The sequence below is a fragment of the Selenomonas sp. oral taxon 149 str. 67H29BP genome, from assembly GCF_000146365.1.
In the GTDB taxonomy this organism is placed as follows: Bacteria; Bacillota; Negativicutes; order Selenomonadales; family Selenomonadaceae; genus Centipeda; species Centipeda felix.
In genome coordinates this window covers 186,412-206,572 of the sequence record NZ_GL397087.1, presented here as the reverse complement: position 1 = coordinate 206,572, position 20,161 = coordinate 186,412, and the positions used below count along the sequence as shown (strand labels likewise).

General features: G+C 48.2%; 17 protein-coding genes. 16 read left to right on the top strand and 1 reads right to left on the bottom strand.

Annotation, left to right across the window (positions count from 1 at the left end; translation table 11 throughout):
• Positions 1-48 precede the first annotated feature (48 nt).
• The 16 genes from cobO to HMPREF9166_RS00950 all read left to right on the top strand — a co-directional run bounded on the left by cobO (position 49) and on the right by HMPREF9166_RS00950 (position 19,078).
• Positions 49-585, top strand: coding sequence for a cob(I)yrinic acid a,c-diamide adenosyltransferase (cobO, locus tag HMPREF9166_RS01025; RefSeq protein WP_009442176.1), 537 nt, complete (start codon positions 49-51; stop codon positions 583-585).
• A 174-nt stretch (positions 586-759) separates the two neighbouring features.
• Positions 760-2,412 (top strand): dihydroxy-acid dehydratase, encoded by a 1,653-nt coding sequence (gene ilvD / locus HMPREF9166_RS01020; protein ID WP_009442175.1) that lies wholly within the window; start codon positions 760-762, stop codon positions 2,410-2,412.
• Positions 2,413-2,519: 107 nt separating this feature from the next.
• Positions 2,520-3,017 carry a tRNA (uridine(34)/cytosine(34)/5-carboxymethylaminomethyluridine(34)-2'-O)-methyltransferase TrmL gene (trmL, locus tag HMPREF9166_RS01015; RefSeq protein ID WP_009442174.1) on the top strand — a complete coding sequence of 166 codons (498 nt, stop codon included), beginning with the start codon at positions 2,520-2,522 and terminating at the stop codon, positions 3,015-3,017.
• Positions 3,014-3,925, top strand: a complete 912-nt coding sequence (murB, locus tag HMPREF9166_RS01010; RefSeq protein WP_009442173.1) for a UDP-N-acetylmuramate dehydrogenase — start codon at positions 3,014-3,016, stop codon at positions 3,923-3,925. Before trmL ends, murB begins: the two co-directional genes overlap by 4 nt.
• Before the next feature lie 17 nt (positions 3,926-3,942).
• Complete coding sequence (locus HMPREF9166_RS01005; protein ID WP_039980786.1) at positions 3,943-4,902, top strand: bifunctional riboflavin kinase/FAD synthetase; 960 nt, start codon at positions 3,943-3,945, stop codon at positions 4,900-4,902.
• Between the two features lie 87 nt (positions 4,903-4,989).
• Positions 4,990-5,256: a 30S ribosomal protein S15 gene (gene rpsO / locus HMPREF9166_RS01000; protein ID WP_009442171.1), complete on the top strand. Its 267-nt coding sequence runs from the start codon at positions 4,990-4,992 to the stop codon at positions 5,254-5,256.
• Positions 5,257-5,382: 126 nt separating this feature from the next.
• On the top strand, positions 5,383-7,455 hold the full coding sequence (locus tag HMPREF9166_RS00995; RefSeq protein WP_009442170.1) for a polyribonucleotide nucleotidyltransferase: 2,073 nt from the start codon (positions 5,383-5,385) through the stop codon (positions 7,453-7,455).
• A complete protein-coding gene (locus HMPREF9166_RS00990) occupies positions 7,455-8,024 on the top strand; it encodes a cob(I)yrinic acid a,c-diamide adenosyltransferase (protein ID WP_009442169.1) in 570 nt (189 codons plus the stop codon). The genes HMPREF9166_RS00995 and HMPREF9166_RS00990 overlap by 1 nt, the downstream gene beginning before the upstream one ends.
• A gap of 14 nt (positions 8,025-8,038) precedes the next feature.
• Positions 8,039-9,280 carry an adenosylhomocysteinase gene (locus HMPREF9166_RS00985; RefSeq protein WP_039980784.1) on the top strand — a complete coding sequence of 414 codons (1,242 nt, stop codon included), beginning with the start codon at positions 8,039-8,041 and terminating at the stop codon, positions 9,278-9,280.
• 11 nt (positions 9,281-9,291) lie between these two features.
• Positions 9,292-10,569, top strand: coding sequence for an amidohydrolase (locus HMPREF9166_RS00980; RefSeq protein WP_009442167.1), 1,278 nt, complete (start codon positions 9,292-9,294; stop codon positions 10,567-10,569).
• A 71-nt stretch (positions 10,570-10,640) separates the two neighbouring features.
• A complete protein-coding gene (locus tag HMPREF9166_RS00975; RefSeq protein ID WP_009442166.1) occupies positions 10,641-13,268 on the top strand; it encodes a DNA translocase FtsK in 2,628 nt (875 codons plus the stop codon).
• Positions 13,269-13,339: 71 nt separating this feature from the next.
• On the top strand, positions 13,340-15,958 hold the full coding sequence (gene alaS, locus HMPREF9166_RS00970; RefSeq protein WP_254655040.1) for an alanine--tRNA ligase: 2,619 nt from the start codon (positions 13,340-13,342) through the stop codon (positions 15,956-15,958).
• Positions 15,959-16,016: 58 nt separating this feature from the next.
• Complete coding sequence (locus HMPREF9166_RS00965) at positions 16,017-16,973, top strand: HlyD family secretion protein (protein ID WP_039981501.1); 957 nt, start codon at positions 16,017-16,019, stop codon at positions 16,971-16,973.
• 83 nt (positions 16,974-17,056) lie between these two features.
• Positions 17,057-17,383, top strand: a complete 327-nt coding sequence (locus HMPREF9166_RS00960) for a YerC/YecD family TrpR-related protein (RefSeq protein ID WP_009442163.1) — start codon at positions 17,057-17,059, stop codon at positions 17,381-17,383.
• Positions 17,352-18,551, top strand: coding sequence for an ATP phosphoribosyltransferase regulatory subunit (gene hisZ, locus HMPREF9166_RS00955; protein ID WP_009442162.1), 1,200 nt, complete (start codon positions 17,352-17,354; stop codon positions 18,549-18,551). The genes HMPREF9166_RS00960 and hisZ overlap by 32 nt, the downstream gene beginning before the upstream one ends.
• Complete coding sequence (locus HMPREF9166_RS00950) at positions 18,548-19,078, top strand: hypothetical protein (RefSeq protein ID WP_009442161.1); 531 nt, start codon at positions 18,548-18,550, stop codon at positions 19,076-19,078. Before hisZ ends, HMPREF9166_RS00950 begins: the two co-directional genes overlap by 4 nt.
• A 77-nt stretch (positions 19,079-19,155) precedes the next feature.
• Here HMPREF9166_RS00950 and HMPREF9166_RS00945 read toward each other — a convergent pair whose 3' ends face one another.
• The gene (locus HMPREF9166_RS00945; RefSeq protein ID WP_039980782.1) at positions 19,156-20,109 is read right to left on the bottom strand and encodes a D-2-hydroxyacid dehydrogenase; all 954 of its coding nucleotides are present in this window, start codon (positions 20,107-20,109) and stop codon (positions 19,156-19,158) included.
• Positions 20,110-20,161: the final 52 nt, after the last annotated feature.

Genomic DNA, 20,161 nt, shown 5'->3' with positions numbered 1-20,161 from the left:
ACCCAAAGATGATATGATAGAAAACTCCTTAGAAAGGCAGGGGTCAATATGAAAAAAAAAGGTCTAATTATCGTTCACACCGGTGACGGTAAGGGAAAGACAACGGCAGCCCTTGGAATGGCGATGCGTGCGTGGGGAAATGGCATGCGCGTATTGATCCTCCAATTCATTAAAGGAAGCCGAACCTACGGTGAATTGGAGGCGATCAAGGCACTTCATTCGCTGCAGGGGCGGATTGAGATTCGACAAGGGGGCCTTGGCTTTTCTCAGCGCGGAGACAATAGGGAGGAAAAGCATCGTCAGGCCGCGCAGGAGCTTCTCCATACGGCAAAGAATGAAATCCAACGGGGAATGTGGGATATGGTCATCCTCGACGAATTCAATTATGCATATTCCTTTGGATTTATCCAACGAAATGAATTGGATGATCTGATCGCCGCACGACCTTCCTGTATGCACCTTATTTTCACAGGCAGGAATGCCGCACAGGAACTCATTGAGCGGGCGGATCTTGTCACAGAGATGAAGCTGATCAAACATCCTTATCAACAGGGAATCAAGGCGCAAGAAGGGATCGAATTCTAATCCGATTATAGCATATTTGACAACAGCGTGCTATGAAAGATATACATACTGCAGCAATATTCGGTTGAAAAAAATGGAGGAATGCGCTAAAATCTCTGTCATGTATTTGTTATCTTCACTTGTGCTGAAAAAATTCTTCCTGCATGAGCGAAGTGGAAGTGGGGGAGAATCCTTATGAGAAGCGATGTTGTAAAAAAAGGAGCGACGCGCTGTGCGCATCGTTCACTTTTTCATGCCAATGGATATGGAAAGGAAGATCTTGCAAAGCCACTGATTGGTGTCTGCAATTCATTCAACGAGATTATTCCCGGTCATTTTCATCTCAATACGATTGCGGAAGCCGTAAAACTCGGCGTGGCTGCAGCCGGCGGCACACCGATTGAATTTCCGTCCATCGGTGTGTGTGATGGAATTGCAATGGGGCATACAGGGATGAAATACTCCCTTGCCAGCCGTGAGCTGATCGCCGATTCGATAGAGGCCGTTACCATGGCATCCGGCTTTGATGGACTTGTTCTGATCCCAAACTGCGACAAAGTTGTTCCGGGAATGTTGATGGCGGCAGCGCGTTTGAACATTCCAGCCATTTTGGTCAGCGGCGGACCGATGCTGGCAGGTCGCCATCACGGGCGTAACATCAGTGTCAGTCAGGCATTCGAGGCCGCCGGCATGTTTGCCGCCGGCAAGATGGACGCAGAGGAAATGACGGCGATCGAGGAACATGCCTGTCCCAGCTGTGGCTCTTGCTCTGGGCTTTTTACCGCAAACACCATGAACTCTTTGACCGAGGTGCTCGGCATGGGGCTTCCCGGGAACGGGACAATACCTGCACCGTATACCGGAGAACGTCGTCTGCTCGCCAAGATGGCAGGTACCATTATTCTCGATCTCGTTCGAAAGAATATTTGCCCGCGCGATATAATGACACGTGATGCATTCGAGAATGCCATCACCGTTGATATGGGGATTGGTGGATCGTCCAACACCGTCCTCCACCTTACGGCAATCGCACACGAAGCAGGTATTGAGCTTCCTACGCCTCTCTTTGATGAGATCAGCCGACGCACTCCGTACATTACGAAGTTGAGCCCTGCCGGTACACATCACATGCAGGATCTGAACGAGGCGGGAGGCATCTCTGCGGTGATGAAGGAACTGTCCAAGAAGAATTTGCTTCATCTGGACGCATTGACAGTGACGGGGACTGTACGCGAGCGGATTGCACACGCAGAAGTCCTGGATCCCACGGTCATCCACAGCGTTGATCATCCCTATCGCACTGAGGGCGGTCTTGCCATACTGAGCGGTAATCTTGCACCGGACTATGCTGTCGTGAAAGCATCTGCCGTGTCAGATGATATGCTTACCTATCGCGGATCGGCGAAATGCTTTAACTCCGAAGAAGAGGGAGTAAATGCCATCATGGAGGGGAAGATCCATGATGGTGATGTCGTTGTCATACGCTACGAGGGCCCAAAAGGCGGACCCGGGATGCAGGAAATGCTGAATCCAACTGCCGTGATTACAGGCATGGGGCTCAAGGTTGGGCTCATCACTGACGGACGTTTCAGTGGTGCAAGTCAGGGTGCCTGTGTAGGGCATGTGTCTCCCGAAGCTATGTCAGGCGGTCCTATCGCACTGATCGAAGATGGGGATATGATTACCATCGACATTCCGAATCGCAGACTTGAACTCGAAGTCAGTGATGAAGAACTTGAAAAACGGCGTAAGAATTGGGTAAAACCAGAACAAAAAATCAAAACGGGATACCTTGCGCGTTATGCTAAGTTAACAACATCGGCCAACACCGGCGCAATTCTGCAGTGATTTTGATTCGACCCATGGGAGATTCTCCTCCTATGGGTTGTTTTTATGATGCCGATTCGATATAATGTCGTTGCGTTGTTCAGGAAAAGAATGGAGAAGCGAACAATATGCATATTGTTCTCGTCGAGCCCGAGATCCCTGGAAATACCGGAAATATTGCACGGCTGTGCGCGGGGACAGGAATGGAGCTGCATCTGGTACAGCCACTCGGATTTTCAACCGATGATAAGCACTTAAAGCGCGCCGGGCTCGATTATTGGCATCTTGTCCGCGTTCACTATCACGATTCCTTTGCGGCGCTCCACCAACAATATCATGAGCATACATTTTACTTCTGCAGTACAAAAGCGCGCCACAGCTACTGTGACATATCCTACAAAATAGACGATTTTCTCGTTTTTGGGAAGGAAAGTGCGGGACTGCCGGAGTCTTTATTGACAGATTACGAAGCCAATACTATCCGCATTCCGATGCGGGAAGAAGCACGCTCGTTAAATTTATCCAATGCTGTTGCCGTCGTGGCGTTTGAAGCTCTGCGGCAGCATCGATTTGCCGACTTGCGTATATACGGAAACGGCTGCCACGGAAGGAGCACACAGATATGAATGAAGCATTCATTCATTCCTGTTATCAGGAGTTTGAACGGACAAGACTCTTTGAAAACGCTCCCATGCGCTTCCATACAACGTTTCGTATCGGCGGACCTGCGGATCTTCTATTTTATCCGCATAACACAGAAGAAGTGCGCGCGATTATACAGAAAGCGAAACACTATGATATTCCGGTCACCGTACTTGGCAATGGGTCCAATCTGCTGATCCGAGACGGCGGTATACGAGGCCTGGTGATTCGTTTTAGTCGTCAGATGTCAGCTATCACGCAGGAGGGGACAACGCTTATTGTCTGCTCTGGAGCTCTTCTGAAAGATATTGCATCATTTGCACAAAAGAAGGGCCTCTCTGGCTTGGAGTTTGCTTGTGGGATACCAGGAAGTATCGGCGGTGCTATCTTTATGAATGCAGGCGCCTACGACGGTGAAGTGAAATCTGTCGTCATGGCAGTCAAGACCATTTCACCAGATGGAGAGGTACGGCGGTATTCTGCGGATGAGCTGGACTTCGGCTATCGTCACAGTGTTTTTCACACGAATAATGAGGCGATTTGCGAAGCCCACCTGTGTCTTCGTACGGATGATCCATCGTCTATCTTGGAGAGAATGTCTGACCTCAATCAGCGTCGTGAAAGTAAACAGCCGCTTTCCTATCCCAGCGCCGGCAGTACGTTTAAACGACCGCCCGGATATTTTGCCGGCACGCTGATTGACCAGACAGGCCTTAAGGGGCTTACATACGGGGGGGCACAGGTCTCACATAAACATGCCGGCTTTATTATCAATATAGGCGGTGCGACAGCGCGTGATGTACAGCAGCTCATACACTCTGTACAGAATCGTGTATATGCTAAGCATCACGTAAGACTGTTTCCGGAGCTTCGCATCATTGGAGAACCATAAGGAGAATGTTTTCCCCCATGAAAACATATCATCAGCTGGTTGATTTTGCGTCAAAATACAAAAATATCGTCGTTGCACTTGGCATGTTTGACGGACTGCATATCGGACACCAAAAGATCATCCGCACAGCATCTGAACAGGCAAGCAGGATTCATGGCACTACGTTTGTTTTTTCCTTTACGAATCATCCGCGGACCATCGTTGATTCCTTGGGAGCCCCACGCCGCATCAGCAGCGAACAGGTAAGTCTGCGGATTCTGCGAAATTTGGGTGTCGATGTCTTGGTTGAAATTCCTTTCACACATGATTTTGCTGACACGTCGCCCGAGGAATTTATTCACCTGCTGTACCGCCATTTTTCACCGCGATACATTGTTGTCGGTGAAAACTATACGTTTGGAAAAAAAGGTGCAGGAACACCACAGCTCCTGCACGATATGGGAAAACGGTATACCATAGAGACCATTGTGTGTTCATCCGTTTTGTACGATGGGGAACCAATCAGCAGTACGCGCATTCGGACCTATATTGAACAGGGGGATATAACGCACGTAAATGAGCTTCTTGGATACCCTTTTACGATGATTGGGACGGTAATACACGGGCAGGCACGTGGACGGCTGCTTGGCTTTCCCACAGCCAATATTGCACTCCGCGAATCCTATGAGATTCTGCCGAACGGCGTATACGCGGTAACGGTTGTATATCATCACCGTATCTATTCAGCCGTTGCCAATATAGGAAATAATCCAACGTTTGGGCTATGTGATCGGCGCATGGAAGTTCACATTATGGACTTTGACGGAGATCTTTACGGAAAGAAGATTCTTGTATCGTTTCATAAAAGGATACGGAGTGAGACGCGATTTGATTCCGTTGAGGCGCTTATTTCACAAATTAAATCTGATAAAGAATGCGCGGAATGCGTATTTCAGGAAACTTTTCATTTACAAGAAAAAATTTCTATGGTAATATGAACTGCGCAGTTGTATCCATGACTCAGATAGCGAGTAATCCGACGTTTTCTTGGTCATTGGTTATTTATTTTATGAGGAGGATTTTTTATGATCACACAGGAACAGAAGCAAGACATTATCAAGAAATATGCAGTGCACGAGGGGGATACGGGCTCTCCTGAAGTACAGATCGCTGTTTTAACTGCCCGCATTCAGTATCTCACTGAGCATCTGAAAGAGCATAAAAAGGATCATCATTCACGCCGTGGTCTACTGAAGATGGTCGGACATCGTCGTCGTCTTCTTGGATATCTCTATCAGACGGATATTGAGCGGTATCGCTCCATCATCACGAAACTTAATCTTCGCAAGTAACTTCTTAGCGGAGCAAAAACACAGGACGGGGGATTCCCGTCCTTTTTTATTGTGAAAACAAGGATTCTGCAATGTTTTGTCGAATGGATTAACTGTACGCGTATGTGAGAATCCGAGGAGGGTACTATGCAGAGTTTCGAGATCGACCTGGGCGGACGTAAACTGACGGTCGAACATGGAAAAATGGCGAAGCAGGCAAACGGTGCTGTTTTAGTTCGATATGGTGATACTGTTGTATTAGTAACAGCCACAGCATCAAAAGCACCAAGGGAAGGCGTGGATTTCTTCCCATTAACCGTAGACTACGAAGAAAAGATGTATGCCGCAGGAAAGATTCCAGGTGGCTTTATCAAGCGGGAAGGACGTCCCAGCAGCGATGCTGTCCTTTGTGCGCGTTTGATTGACCGTCCCATCCGTCCGCTGTTTCCGGATGGATTTCGCAATGACGTACAGATTGTAGCCACGGTTCTTTCCGTGGAACAGGACAATCCTCCTGAAATCGCAGCGATGTTCGGCGCCTCTTGTGCCCTGACGGTGTCTGACATCCCCTTTATGGGTCCGATTGCCGGAGTGCGCGTTGGTTATATCAATGGTGAATTTGTCATCAATCCGACAGAGGAGCAGCGCGCTGACTCTGACTTGAACTTAACCGTCGCGGGGTCATACGATGCTGTCATGATGGTGGAAGCCGGAGCAAACGAGCTGCCGGAAGAAATTGTTTTGGATGCTATTATCCTTTTTGGACATGCAGAGATTCGGCGACTAGTCGAGTTCCAACAGAACATACAACAGGCCTGTGGGAAAGAGAAACAGATTCCTTCTGTATTCAAAGTATCCGAAGAACTCGAAGAAAAAGTGCGCTCCTATGCAGAAGCTCGTCTCGACACTGCAACGCGAAACAGCGATAAACTTTCCCGTGATGCAGATATTTCTGCCATCAAGGAAGAGACCATAGCCCATTTCGCTGAGGAATACCCGGATGCTGTGAAGGAAATTGCCCAGATCCTGTACCATATCGAGAAGGGAATCGTGCGCCATATGATTACGCACGAGAAGATACGTCCGGATGGGCGTGCCTTGGATGAAGTTCGTCCGGTCAGCTGTGAAGTTGGCATTCTGCCGCGTGTCCATGGCTCAGGCCTTTTCACCAGAGGTCAGACGCAAGTGCTCACGGTAACGACATTGGGGGCTATTGGTGATGAGCAGATCATCGACGGACTTGGCCCTGAGACAACCAAACACTACCTGCATCATTATAATTTCCCTGGCTACAGTGTTGGAGAAGCACGCCCCATGCGAAGTCCCGGACGCCGTGAGATCGGTCATGGAGCGTTGGCGGAACGCGCTCTTTTTCCGATGATTCCATCGATTGAGGATTTCCCCTATACCATACGGCTGGTCTCAGAAATATTGGAATCCAATGGCTCCAGTTCGATGGGCAGCGTGTGTGGAAGCACACTCTCCCTTATGTGTGCCGGTGTCCCCATTAAGCGTCCAGTCTCCGGTGTGGCGATGGGCTTGGTGCGCGATGGTGATGACTATTCCATCCTGACGGACATACAGGGGATGGAAGATGCTCTTGGAGATATGGACTTTAAGGTGGCTGGCACATCGAAGGGGCTTACAGCCATTCAAATGGATATTAAGATCGCCGGGATCACGAGAGATATTCTTGCCTCAGCGCTTGAACAGGCAAAGAAGGGAAGAGCCTTTATTCTCTCCAAAATGCTTGAGTGTATCGATAAGCCGGCAGAAGAACTTTCGCCTTATGCACCGCGCGTAGAAACAATTACCATCGATATTGAGAAAATACGTGATGTCATTGGTACCGGCGGTAAGGTCGTACGCAAAATCATCGATGAGACCGGGGTGGATATCGACATCCATGAAGATGGGAATATCTTTATTACCTCTCCCAACACAGAGGCCATGAATCTCGCACGCAAGATGATTGAGGATATCGTCCGTGAAGTACAGGTGGGAGAGGTTTACACCGGGCGCGTGACGCGTTTCTTGAAGTTTGGGGCATTTGTCGAACTCCTCCCTGGAAAGGAAGGCCTCTGTCATATTTCTCAGCTTGCCAAGCACCGCGTTGAAAACATTGAGGATGTTGTTCATATTGGCGATCAACTTGAAGTCAAGGTCGTCGAAATCGATGAAAAAGGGCGTATCAACGTCAGTCACAAGGTACTGCTCTAATGCTTCAAGTTTACACCGGAAACGGTAAGGGGAAGACGACCGCTGCAATTGGATTGGCAATTCGTTCTTTAGGGGCTGGGCATCGTGTATACATGATGCAGTTTATGAAAAGCCTTGCATACGCAGAGCAGCATATTCTAAAGGACTTAGCGAATATGATGCTGGAGACAACGGGAAAGCCCTTCTTTATTGCTGAGGAAGGGATGGTGGACGAAAAGACGAGGCTTGCTTTTGGGGATGATCTCGTCATTTTTCCACACGGACAACCACCACATGACTATCTTGCTATGATGGTTGACGGCATGGAGCATGTCACCGAACTCCTGCGCAAACAGGTCTTTGATCTCGTCATTTTGGATGAGATCAATGTGGCACTCTCGTTTGGACTGATTCAGCGAGAGCAAATGGAAGCACTGTTGGATATTGTTCCTGTGGAGACAGAGGTCGTCTGCACGGGGCGAAATGCTCCTTCATGGCTTCAGGATCGGGCAGATCTGATCACCAATATGGAAGAGGTGCGGCACTACTACCGACATGGTGTTGACGCGCGTAAGGGAATTGAAAACTAGAGGAGATGAATGTAATGACATCCATGATTCGTGATATTAAATTGGCACCGTCCGGTCATGCAAAAATTGACTGGGTAAAGCGCTTTATGCCTGTCATGGCGGCTGCAGATAAAGAGTATTCCGTGACGAAGCCGTTTGCAGGGATTAAGATGGTTATCACGCTGCACTTAGAGGCAAAGACGGCATACATGGCCACGATCTTTAAGCATGCCGGAGCAGACGTTGCCGTGACGGGGAGCAACCCTCTGTCCACGCAGGATGACGTTGCTGCAGCGCTGGTTGAGGAAGGTATCCACGTATTTGCATGGCATGGCTGTACCGATGAGGAGTATGCCGAATTCCTGAACAAGGCGCTCGATATACACCCGGATATTGTCATCGACGACGGCGGTGATTTGGTCGATATGCTTCATACCACACGGCGCGAACTGCTTCCGTCGCTGATTGGCGGATCAGAGGAAACCACGACGGGCGTTCATCGCCTTCATGCATTGGCGCGACAGGGAAAACTTGAGTTCCCGATGATTGCTGCTAATGATGCATACTGCAAATACTTGTTTGACAACCGATATGGAACGGGGCAGTCCACTTGGGACGGCATCATGCGTACGACAAATTTGGTCATTGCTGGAAAGACTGTGGTCATCGCGGGTTACGGATGGTGCGGCAAAGGCGGTGCAATGCGTGCACGCGGCCTAGGGGCAGACGTTATCATTACGGAAGTCGATCCAATCAAAGCAATTGAAGCCGTATTCGATGGATTCAGAGTCATGCCGATGGATGAGGCGGCAAAGGTTGGCGATATCTTCTTAACACTGACAGGCAATAAAGACATTCTTAGAAAGCATCACTTTGATGTGATGAAGGATGGCGCGATGATGGCAAATTCAGGTCATTTTGATGTTGAAATCAACATTCCGGAACTGACCGAAGCCTCTGTATCGAATGCTGTTGTGCGTGAAAATATCCGCGAATTTGTTCAGAAGGATGGTCGACGCCTCTACCTCTTGGCAGAAGGGCGCCTGGTCAACCTCGCAGCAGGGGATGGACACCCGGCAGAGATCATGGATCTTTCCTTCGGCGTTCAATTTTTCTCAGCCCTTCATTTGATTCGTCATGGACGGGAAATGGAAAAAGGCGTTCATCTCATGCCGGAGGAGATCAACGTGGAGATTGCAAATATCAAACTGAAATCGCTTGGTATCGCAATCGATGAACTCAGTGCAGACCAGAAGAGCTATCTTGGCTTGGCATAAGGAGATATACCTTGAATACGCTGATTCAGAATGTAACGGCACTTCTCCCGGATGGGACAACGGATGTTGTCAATATTGCCGTCGCCAACGATGAAATCTTTTCTGTCGGTGATGTTCCTGATGACTTCAGCGTACAGAAAGTGATCGATGGAACGAAACACTTTGCCGTTCCAGGATTTGTCAATGCCCATACACATGCTTCGATGACACTGCTCCGCAGTTACGCAGATGACATGAAGCTAATGGACTGGCTGCAGCAGATGATATGGCCAATAGAGGCAAAGCTTTGCTCAGATGATATATACTGGGGCGCGATGCTTGCTGCTGTCGAGATGATTCGCAGCGGAACAACGACGTTTGCCGATATGTATGGTCCGGATATGGAACGTGTTGCTGAAGTCGTTGAGATTTCCGGCTTGCGCGGCGTACTATCCAGAGGGCTCATCGGGCTTGCTCCCGATGCTGAGCAAAAACTCGATGAAAACGCGCATCTTTACGAGAATTTCCACGGCACAGCAGATGGACGTATCACGATCATGTTTGGTCCTCATGCACTTTATACATGTCCGCCGGACTATCTAAAAAAAGTCGCTGAAAAAGCACAGTCTCTCGGTGCTGAGGTTCACATCCACATGTCAGAGACCATCGGAGAAGTTGAAGATTGCTTGAAGAAATACGGGAGACGCCCGTTTGCCCATGTTGCTTCTACCGGTCTCTTCGAAAACGGAACGCTTGCAGCACATTGTGTGCATTTGGATGATGAGGACATTGATATCATCAAAAAGTATCACATTCGTGTGGCACACAACCCGGGCAGCAATATGAAGCTGGCGAGCGGAACGGCACCTGTTCCACGACTTCTGACAGAGGGTATCTGCGTTGCACTCGGCACAGATGGCGCATCCAGCAACAATAATCTGGATATGCTCGATGAGATCCAGCTGGCGGCGCTCCTTCATAAGGTAAATACGTTAGATCCGTTGGCTGTCCCGGCATTGACCGCCATAAAAATGGGGACGGAATATGGTGCTCAAGCACTGTCCCTTCCTCGTGTTGGCAAGCTTCAGAAGGGGGATAAAGCAGATATCGTGCTCTTCTCGATGCACGGTGCGGAGTGGACGCCATGTTATCATCCGGCTTCTCTTCTTGCCTATTCGGCGAAGTCCTCATCGATTGACACAGTGATGGTCAATGGCTCACTTCTGATGGAAAAGGGCACTTTGACAACACTTGATGAAGAGCGTATCCTCTATGAGGCGCAAAGGGTTGCAGATCGACTGACAAAATAGTATACTGTTTCCCAGATCAATGGGGTATGTGTTATGCCTCCGTTCTGTCAAGAACGGAGGCATAATATGATATGGGGGGATTCTTTTTGAAAAAGAAAAGTTCTGGTCGGCGACCGTCTAAATCTGTTTCTGCAAAACGTGGAAATACGACGACCAATGGATCAGGACGGAAATACGAACTCATCGGTCTTATACTGCTTTCCTTCGCACTGATCTCCGGCATAGGGCTGCTCGGTCTTAACGTGGGATTCGTTGGATTCTTTTTTGCTGATATATTTCGTTATCTATTTGGCTGGGGGGCATTCTTTGCCATCCTTATCGTTCTGCTGATCAGTACACAATATATCACACATCATCGCGGCGTACAGTACACCAAAAAGTTCTTCGGTGTGATTGGTTTATTCATCTCCCTTTTGGCAATATGGCATCATTTCGTCATTCCCGTGGGTGAAGAGATTCTTCCGCAAAGTCTTTCGGAAGGTGGTGGACTTCTTGGCGGGGGTGTTTTATTTGTGTTGCGCGCTCTCTTCGGAGTAGACGGTGCGGTCATTCTATTGGGTACATTCGTTGTCGGTTCGATTCTCTTATCGACGACATGGTCGTTGGCATCCGGCTATATGAAAACGCGTGAACAGGCAAAGAAAAGTGCTCAGGCGGCGGGGGCTGCCCTTCACACGACACGTGAGACAATTGGAACAGTCGCAGAAAAATTTGAGCAGCGGACAACGCAGATGGTCCATCAGATGACCGACACGATGCCGTACAATCAGGAAAAAGACCCACTCTTTGTAGAGCAGCACAGTCAGATGGAGGATCCGAAACATCATCCAGATGACACCGAAGAAAAGATGCATGACAGCGTGTCAGCGGATCTGGAAATACATACGCCTATCGCCGAGGAAGAACCTGTTCCTGTCGCCTCTCCCATGGAAAGCATGGTAGCAGAGAAGGAGACAAGTTCCGGCGCCTATTTGACAACGCTGAAACAAGAACACGAGAACACACCCATTCGATTCTCCATACAAAAAAGCGAAGAACACTTACCGGAGAAAATTCCATCTGCGTCGCACGAGCAGGTCGTTGATGCGCTAAAAATTGCGGAAGATAAAATCGAGGAAACAGACGAAACGATATCCGACGCAGAGGAACAGGATCCGTCAGACGAAGAGGTGCGACAGGACGATACTGAGGCAGCTACGGCAATGTATTCTGCGCAGATTAGCTCCTCGAACGCCGAGACAGCAGGGCAAACAGCTTATATACTTCCTAAAGTCACGCATATACTTTCTAAGCATGTGAAGAAAGAGAATGAGTCACTTGACCAAGAAATCGAAGAAAATGCACATACGCTCCAACAGACGCTGGAGAGCTTTCATGTGAATGCAAAGGTAATTAGTGCATGTCACGGTCCTGCCGTAACGCGTTATGATTTGGAACCTGCTCCCGGGGTGAAGGTGAGCAAAATCACGAATTTGGCTGAAGATATCGCTTTACAGCTTGCCACAACATCGGTTCGTATCGAACCGGTGCCGGGAAAAGCTGCCATTGGTATTGAGATTCCAAACCGTATCTTGGAAAGTGTCCAGCTGCGTGATGTTTTGGAGAATCCTGCTTTCCAAGAGGCGAAGTCAAAGCTGACCGTTGGTCTTGGCATGGATATCAGCGGGCAGGCGATCTTTGCAGATATTGGGAAAATGCCGCATCTGTTGGTTGCCGGGGCTACTGGTTCAGGTAAATCGGTATGCATCAATACGCTGATTTCCAGCATTCTGTTCAAAGCTGCTCCGGATGAAGTTAAGTTCATCCTTATCGATCCGAAAATGGTCGAACTTTCTAATTACAATGGAATCCCACACCTCATGGTTCCCGTTGTGACGGATCCTAAGAAGGCGTCATCCGTACTGAATTGGGCTGTGCAGGAGATGGAGAAACGATACGCTGTCTTTGCATCACATAGTGTGCGTGACATCAAGTCGTTCAATCGTCGTTATGCCGACGAAAAGATGCCGTTCATCGTCATCGTGATTGATGAGCTGGCAGATCTTATGATGGTATCCCCGCGCGATGTGGAAGATTCCATTTGCAGAATCCTGCAAAAAGCGCGTGCCGCCGGAATCCACATGATTCTAGCGACACAGCGGCCGTCCGTCAATGTTATTACGGGCATCATCAAGGCGAATCTTCCTTCCCGTATCTCGTTTGCAGTCTCCTCACAGGTCGATTCCCGTACGATTTTGGATCGCGGCGGTGCAGAAACTTTGCTTGGTAAGGGTGATATGCTCTTTTCCCCACAGGGAGCGCCCAAACCGATTCGTGTGCAGGGGGCGTTTATCAGTGACGAGGAAGTTGAAATGCTTCTGGACTACATCCGCTCACAAGGACAAGAGGTCAGTGAAAACGAAGAGCTCATTGACTTTATTGAGAATGACTCCAGAGAAGATGATTCTTCCGAAGAGGACGAATTCCTCGTCAAGCAGGACAAACTTCTTCCGGATGCCGTAGAGCTAGTCATGTCCACGGGGCAGGCATCATCGTCCAGTATACAGAGGAGATTTCGTGTTGGATACTCCAGAGCGGCACGACTGGTGGATACGATGGAGGAACTGCGTATCATTGGCCCGAGCGGGGGAGGAAATAAACCGAGAGAAATCCTCATGTCACAGGAACAGGCCATGGAATTGGTTAAAAGTCTGATGTAATATATTTTTCCGATGAAATGTGCTATACTTACAAACGAAATGATGTTGGGAGGGCGATTGAATTGAAATATATGACGGGAAAAGAACTGCGGGAAGCATATCTTAATTTTTTTGCAGAGAAGAAGGGACATCTTCGTTTGCCAAGCTATTCTCTTGTCCCGGAGAATGACCCGACGCTGCTTTTGATCGGTGCTGGCATGGCACCCCTCAAGCCCTTTTTTACCGGTAAGGTAAAGCCGCCGCGTCATCGCATCGTTACCTGTCAGCGCTGTGTGCGTACAGGAGATATCGAAAACGTCGGACGTACAGCGCGGCATCAGACATTTTTTGAGATGCTTGGAAACTTCTCCTTTGGAGACTATTTCAAGAAAGAAGCGATTCCTTGGGCATGGGAGTTTCTGACCGAAGTCATCGAACTGCCCAAAGAGAAGCTTTGGGTAACCATCTATCCAAACGATGACGAAGCACGACAGATTTGGTTGGAGCAGCCTGGTCTTTCCCCGGATCATATTGTCCCGTTGGAAGATAATTTCTGGGAGATCGGCCCGGGGCCATGCGGGCCTGATTCTGAGATATATATTGATCTTGGAGAGGAACGTGGCTGTGGCAGTCCGACCTGCAGTGTAGGATGCGATTGTGATCGATTCCTCGAAATCTGGAATCTCGTCTTTACGCAATATGATCGCACCGAGGATGGTGAGTATAACCTCCTTGCCCATAAAAACATCGATACGGGCTGCGGACTTGAGCGTCTTGCTTCTGTCGTACAAAATAAGAAGACGAATTTCGAGACAGATTTGCTCTATCCTGTTATCGAGTATGCTGCCAATGTATCTCAGACGGAGTATGGTGCTGATCCACAAAAAGATATATCCCTCAAGGTCATTGCCGATCATGCGCGTTCTGTTGTCATTATGATCATGGACGGCATTCTGCCCTCCAATGAGGGAAGAGGATATGTGTTGCGACGTACGATACGGCGTGCGATTCGTCATGGACGGATGTTGGGCATCACAAAGCCATTCCTGGACGGAGCGGTTGATGCTGTCATCGAAATCTTTGGTGATGTAAAAGACTTTAGCGAACTTGTATCGAAAGAGGAATACATTAGGCGTGTCATACGCATTGAAGAGGAACGGTTTGCTGCGACACTCGTCCAGGGCATTGATCTCCTGAATGAAGAGATCGACACGCTGAAAGCGAATGCCCAGCAGATACTTCCCGGAGAAGTCGGATTCAAACTCTATGATACCTACGGATTTCCCCGTGAACTTACTGAGGAAATTCTTCATGAGAATGGCCTCAAGTTGGATGATGCCGGATTTGTGCAGGAGATGGAAAAACAGCGCAACCGGGCAAGAAGTGCACGGGCTGAGAACCAGGCTGTGGCTGTTCCGGATCTTTCCGGATTGGATACATCAGCCCTGACCGAAAATGCAGAGGTGCGTGAGGCCAACGTTGTCGCTATTTGGCGTGATGGAACTCTGGTCGACATGCTGCATGATGGAGAAAGCGCCGGAATCATCCTGAGCACCACGCCGTTCCACGCGGAGGGCGGCGGACAGGTGGGAGATGCTGGGCTTCTCCTCAGTGATGTCGGACGAATTGTTATCCGTAATACGAAAAGACTTCCTGATGGGACGGTTTATCATCTGGCGTACGTTGAGGAAGGTCAGATTCAGCGCGGAGAGACAGTTCAAATCCAGCTGGATGAGGTGCATAAGCTATCATCTGCACGTAATCATACAGCAACACATCTTCTTCAGGCAGCACTTCAGAGAATTGTCGGAGATCATGTGCATCAGGCAGGGTCTTTGGTGACACCTGAACGACTTCGCTTCGATTTTACGAATTTTGAACCTTTGACACAGCAGCAGGTGCAGGATATCGAGGATTTGGTCAACGAAGAAATTCTTAGCTCAATCGATCTCGATATTTCGACGATGCCAATTGCAGTGGCGAAAGAACGCGGTGCAATGGCTCTCTTTGGAGAGAAGTACGGCGATATTGTCCGTGTGGTTGAGGTTCCGAATTTCAGCATCGAGCTGTGTGGTGGTTCTCATGTATCCAACACAGGACAGATCGGTCTTTTTAAGATTATTGGCGAATCTGGTGTTGCTGCAGGCGTACGTCGTATCGAAGCAATTACCGGCCGTGCGGCATATCAGTATGTGTCAGAAACGGATGCGCTGATCCGTACACTTTCTCAGCGGCTGAAAGTAAAGGCGGGAGACCTGCCCACGCAAGTCGATAAACTGATCGACGAGAAGAAGAATATGCAGGAGCAGTTACGTACTTATGCGGACTCTCGTGATCAAGCAGACGCACAAAAACTGCTGTCAGATGTCCAGGAAATTGGAAAATTCCACGTCATTGTTGGAAAAGTAAATGTGTATTCCATGGAGGAGCTTCGCAATATTGCAGATCTCGCCTGTGAAAAGCTCAGTGCGGGCATTGTCGTTCTTGGTATGGCGGACAACGATAAGGTGAATCTTGTCGTTAAGGCAGACCAAGATGCTGTAGCCTATGGTGCCCATGCCGGCAACATCATTAAGGCGGCTGCTAAAGCCGTTGGCGGAGGCGGTGGTGGACGCCCCGACATGGCACAGGCGGGGGGAAAAATACCGCAAAACTTGTCGCAGGCCTTTGACGATGCAGTTCTTATCATACGTCAGCAGGCAGGAAAATAATACAACCATGATGATCGGGCTGTCACGTGCTGACAGCCCTTTTTTAGAAGGCAGAGACATGGAACAGGATATAACACAAAAAATCAAGGGAAAAAGTATTCGTTATCTTATTGTATTTATCTGCATGATCCTTTTGGCCTCTGGCATATTGATTTATGCAAAAGGTACGAGCAGTGGCTTTCATGTTTCTCAAGCGTATATTTCCTACGAAAAAAAATACCTGCAGTCTTCGGATCGCATGATGGTACAGGAACTCCATGTCAGCACCGGAGATCATGTAAAACAAGGAGATCTCCTAGTAACAGTACAAAAGACTTTTTCTGACGAGGACATTCAACGCTTACAGCAGAGCGTGACACTCGCTCAAAACAATGTTAACCAGCTTCGCGCTGGTGCAGCTGTTTCTGATCAGCCAGAGATTTCACCGATTTCCAACGAAGCTGTTGATGCTGCACGCAGTAAAGTGGAACGTATGTCTGCGTTATATGAGATGGGGGCGGTCAGTGCAGCAAAAAAAGAGGAAGCGATTCGGGCGTATGAGGAAATACAGTCTTCCGTGCAAGAAAATAGGGGAACTTCATCGAGAGTGTTCAACTCTGCAGCGCTAAAAGGCGCAGAAGATCAATTAAACCAGGCAGAAACACTGTTAAAAAAAGCAAAAGAACCATCTTCATCCACTGATATCTATGCAAAATGGGATGGCGTCGTTTCTCAATTATATGTTCAGAATGGAGATGTCCTCGAACCGGACAGCAACATTATGGAAATAGAATGCACGGATCGTATACGAATCGAAGCAGAAGTCTCCTCCGATACGGCAAAACAAATCTATCTCGGGCAAATCGTTACCTATTCACTCGATGGAATAAAGAGGGAAGGTACGGTAGAAGATATCACCCCCGCAGATGATTCAGGAGAGGAAGATGTCCCTGTCTTAATTTCCGTCTCTATGCCGAACACGGATTGGTCTGATCTTCATCAGACGGATCAAATCGAATTATACTTTTCTTTGTAGGGAATGTATGTTTTGTTCATTCTTTTCGTGAGCATGAATCTATGCTATACTGTTGCTGAACATACTATGAAAGGAAACGGCAAATGATAGATCAAAGACGAAAGGATCCTTCCACTGATCAGTTGTTTCGTGCGGTTCTCTCTCTGCAGACTGTTGATGAATGCTATCAATTTTTTGAAGATCTTTGCACCATTGGCGAACTTCGTGCTATGGCACAAAGACTTGATGTCGCCCGTATGTTATATGGGGGGAATACCTATGATGAGGTTGTTGCCCATACAGGTGCAAGCACGGCAACAATCAGTCGTGTGAAGCGCTGCCTAAATTACGGTGCAGATGGATACACACTCGTTCTGAAGAATGGATGTCTTTCGGTGAATGCGGACGGAGGAGATACAGATGAATGCTAAAAACGCTATCCTAGAAACCCCATATGGGACAAGAGATCTGCTTCCTGCTGATGTCATTGAAATGCGTTATCTCGATCAAATTCTATCGCAGATCTTTTCCTCATGGGGATATGACGAGATCGCTACGCCGACAATCGAGCATTTGGAAACTCTTGTTTCGCGCATTCAGGAAGAGAATGACCTCTTTATTCTTTCTGGCAATAAAAATAGACTTCTTGCCTTGCGCAATGAAATGACAACGCCGATTGCGCGTTTGGTCAGCAGTCGATTAAAAGATCTTCCTGCACCGCTTAAATTATCGTATATCGGCAACGTATTTCGCATTGAACAGACGCAGGAAGGTCGTCAATGCGAGTTCCATCAAGCAGGTGTAGAGTTGATGGGATGCAATACTGCGGCAGCAGATGCAGAGATCATTGCGCTTGCCATCGAGGCTGTTCTGGCATGTGGGATCAAGGAATTCCAGATTCATATTGGGCAGGTGAACTTCCTCAAAGGAATGATGACGGCCTTTGGGATCGATGATGCACATCGTGAAGCATTAAAGAATGCGATGGAATCTCACGACATTGTGCAAACGAATCAGCTCATTGACACACTTGCTATCTCTTCTGCCTCTAAAGAGCTCCTAAAGAGTATTCCTCTTTTGAATGGAAAGGAGGATGTCATTGAACATATTTACAAACTCCCATTGAACCAAGAAAGTCAACATGCAACGAATAATTTGGTGGAAATATACTCGATCCTGAAAGACTATCACTTGGCAGACTACGTGCATTTTGATTTTGGCGTAATTCGCGATTTTCACTATTATACGGGCATGGTCTTTGAGGGATACTCCCCGGGACTTGGCTTTCCTTTGTGCGGGGGAGGCCGCTATGATGATCTGTTGGGGAAATATGGAGCTCCAATGCCTGCGACCGGATTCGCCCTTGGGATGGAACGTGTTATACTGGCACGAAAGCGACAGAACGTCAATGCACAAATGGCACAGAAGGACGTATATATCGGATATGGGGAAGGTCAGATCCAGTCGGCGATCACACGTGCAAAAGCCCTCCGAAATGAGGGCAATGTCGTAGAGCTTGCTGTCGTTCCGCAGACAAAGAATGAAGCGGCATCCTCAGGAAAACAAAAGGGATACGTTGCTTTTGAGTATTTCGCATGATACAGCGTATACGGCAGTTTCTATATGCTGTATTCGGACGTTTGGATGCAGAGGCAAACACATTCGTTCGTTGCTACTTATCCAAAGAAGAGCAGAAGCTGTTTTATGCCATGCACGAAGCGGATCAATTTCATGCATGGCGTGTCGCACGTAGTGCGCAAAAAAAATATCTGCAATATGACGTCGTCCATTCCGATGCGTATATCCTGTTGACGCGATGTGCACTATTGCATGATATCGGGCGCGAAAAGGGGATGGCTGATGTATGGGGGAAGGTACTGTCTGTCCTTGTGTATCGGTTCCTTCCACATCTTGTTGAGTACTTTATCCGGGAAACGAACGGACATCGTGGAAGAATTGGTACAGCGCTGTATATCTGCCAATACCATCCCATCCTTGGGGCAAATAAATTGCGGAAAATAGGAGCGATAAAAGAAGCAGAAATCATCTCACAGCATCAAAAAAAACCAGCACCGGAGGATCCACTGGTGCTGGCTATTCTGAAGGAAGCTGATGGAGAGAACTGAGCTTATGCTATCAGTTCATTTGGTCGTAACGAGGAAAAAACGGGACGCAGGGAGGTGCGCCGTGGAGAATCATGCCATTAATATCCGCGCATCTTATCTACGACATTGAGCATTCCAATTCGCTGCGGAAAGATTTGCAAATTGTTGCGGAAAATTTTGAGAGAACGATCCAGATACATGGGGGAGATTGATGAGTGGTGTGGAGTGATATAAAGATTTTCCACATCCCATAGCGGTGAATCCTCCGGCAGTGGTTCTTCTGCAAATACGTCTAAGGAAGCCCCACGAATCCGCTTTGAGGACAGGGCATCAACAAGGTCGTCTTCATTGACCACGTCACCTCTGGATACGTTGATAAAGAATGCAGTCTCCTTCATCATATTGAATGCTCTGCTGTCAAAGAGCTGATGTGTCTGTGGAGTCAGAGGAAGTGCAACGATCACATAATCTGCCTTGGACAACGCCTCTCCCAGATGCTCCGTGTCGAACAGTTCATCTACAAACGGCTCGGTCGTTTTCTTTCGCTTGACGGCAACGACACGCATTCCAACGTTCTTTAGATGCTTTGCCACCTCTCGACCAATGCTTCCTAGGCCAACGACAGCAGCAGTCTTCCCATAGAGCTCATCAGGGGCTGTGAGCCTCTTCCACTGGTGTGCTTTTTGATTCTCCCACGCTTCGATGAGACAGCGGCTGAACGAGAGCATCGTCCCGAGGATGTGTTCAGCCATGGGAATACCGTGAATCCCGCGTGAGTTGGTCAACAAAATATCGGAACGTCGGAAGTTCTCGTTGGAAAGAAGACGCTCTACACCAGCACTGTATGTATGGATCCACTTTAAATTGGGCATTTGTGGAAGAAATGCATCCATATCCATCTGCGCATCATATCCCAAGAGGACGTCGATTTGTCCAAAATGAACAGCAGCTTCTTTGGGGCGCAGACAGTTAATATGGCAGTCGCCGCTTTTATGGATGAGATCCTTTTGTGAATCACTTAATTGAATAAATGATAATATCTGAAGCGTCATCTGCATCTCCTTCTCATAAAATGAATCCTTTGCATAGGGATTATTCTAGATT

Coding starts and splice junctions, on each gene's coding strand:
- cobO (WP_009442176.1), top strand. CDS start 49: ATGAAAAAAAAAGGTCTAATTATCGTTCACACCGGTGACGGTAAGGGA.
- ilvD (WP_009442175.1), top strand. CDS start 760: ATGAGAAGCGATGTTGTAAAAAAAGGAGCGACGCGCTGTGCGCATCGT.
- trmL (WP_009442174.1), top strand. CDS start 2,520: ATGCATATTGTTCTCGTCGAGCCCGAGATCCCTGGAAATACCGGAAAT.
- murB (WP_009442173.1), top strand. CDS start 3,014: ATGAATGAAGCATTCATTCATTCCTGTTATCAGGAGTTTGAACGGACA.
- HMPREF9166_RS01005 (WP_039980786.1), top strand. CDS start 3,943: ATGAAAACATATCATCAGCTGGTTGATTTTGCGTCAAAATACAAAAAT.
- rpsO (WP_009442171.1), top strand. CDS start 4,990: ATGATCACACAGGAACAGAAGCAAGACATTATCAAGAAATATGCAGTG.
- HMPREF9166_RS00995 (WP_009442170.1), top strand. CDS start 5,383: ATGCAGAGTTTCGAGATCGACCTGGGCGGACGTAAACTGACGGTCGAA.
- HMPREF9166_RS00990 (WP_009442169.1), top strand. CDS start 7,455: ATGCTTCAAGTTTACACCGGAAACGGTAAGGGGAAGACGACCGCTGCA.
- HMPREF9166_RS00985 (WP_039980784.1), top strand. CDS start 8,039: ATGACATCCATGATTCGTGATATTAAATTGGCACCGTCCGGTCATGCA.
- HMPREF9166_RS00975 (WP_009442166.1), top strand. CDS start 10,641: ATGGGGGGATTCTTTTTGAAAAAGAAAAGTTCTGGTCGGCGACCGTCT.
- alaS (WP_254655040.1), top strand. CDS start 13,340: ATGACGGGAAAAGAACTGCGGGAAGCATATCTTAATTTTTTTGCAGAG.
- HMPREF9166_RS00965 (WP_039981501.1), top strand. CDS start 16,017: ATGGAACAGGATATAACACAAAAAATCAAGGGAAAAAGTATTCGTTAT.
- HMPREF9166_RS00960 (WP_009442163.1), top strand. CDS start 17,057: ATGATAGATCAAAGACGAAAGGATCCTTCCACTGATCAGTTGTTTCGT.
- hisZ (WP_009442162.1), top strand. CDS start 17,352: ATGCGGACGGAGGAGATACAGATGAATGCTAAAAACGCTATCCTAGAA.
- HMPREF9166_RS00950 (WP_009442161.1), top strand. CDS start 18,548: ATGATACAGCGTATACGGCAGTTTCTATATGCTGTATTCGGACGTTTG.
- HMPREF9166_RS00945 (WP_039980782.1), bottom strand. CDS start 20,109: ATGACGCTTCAGATATTATCATTTATTCAATTAAGTGATTCACAAAAG.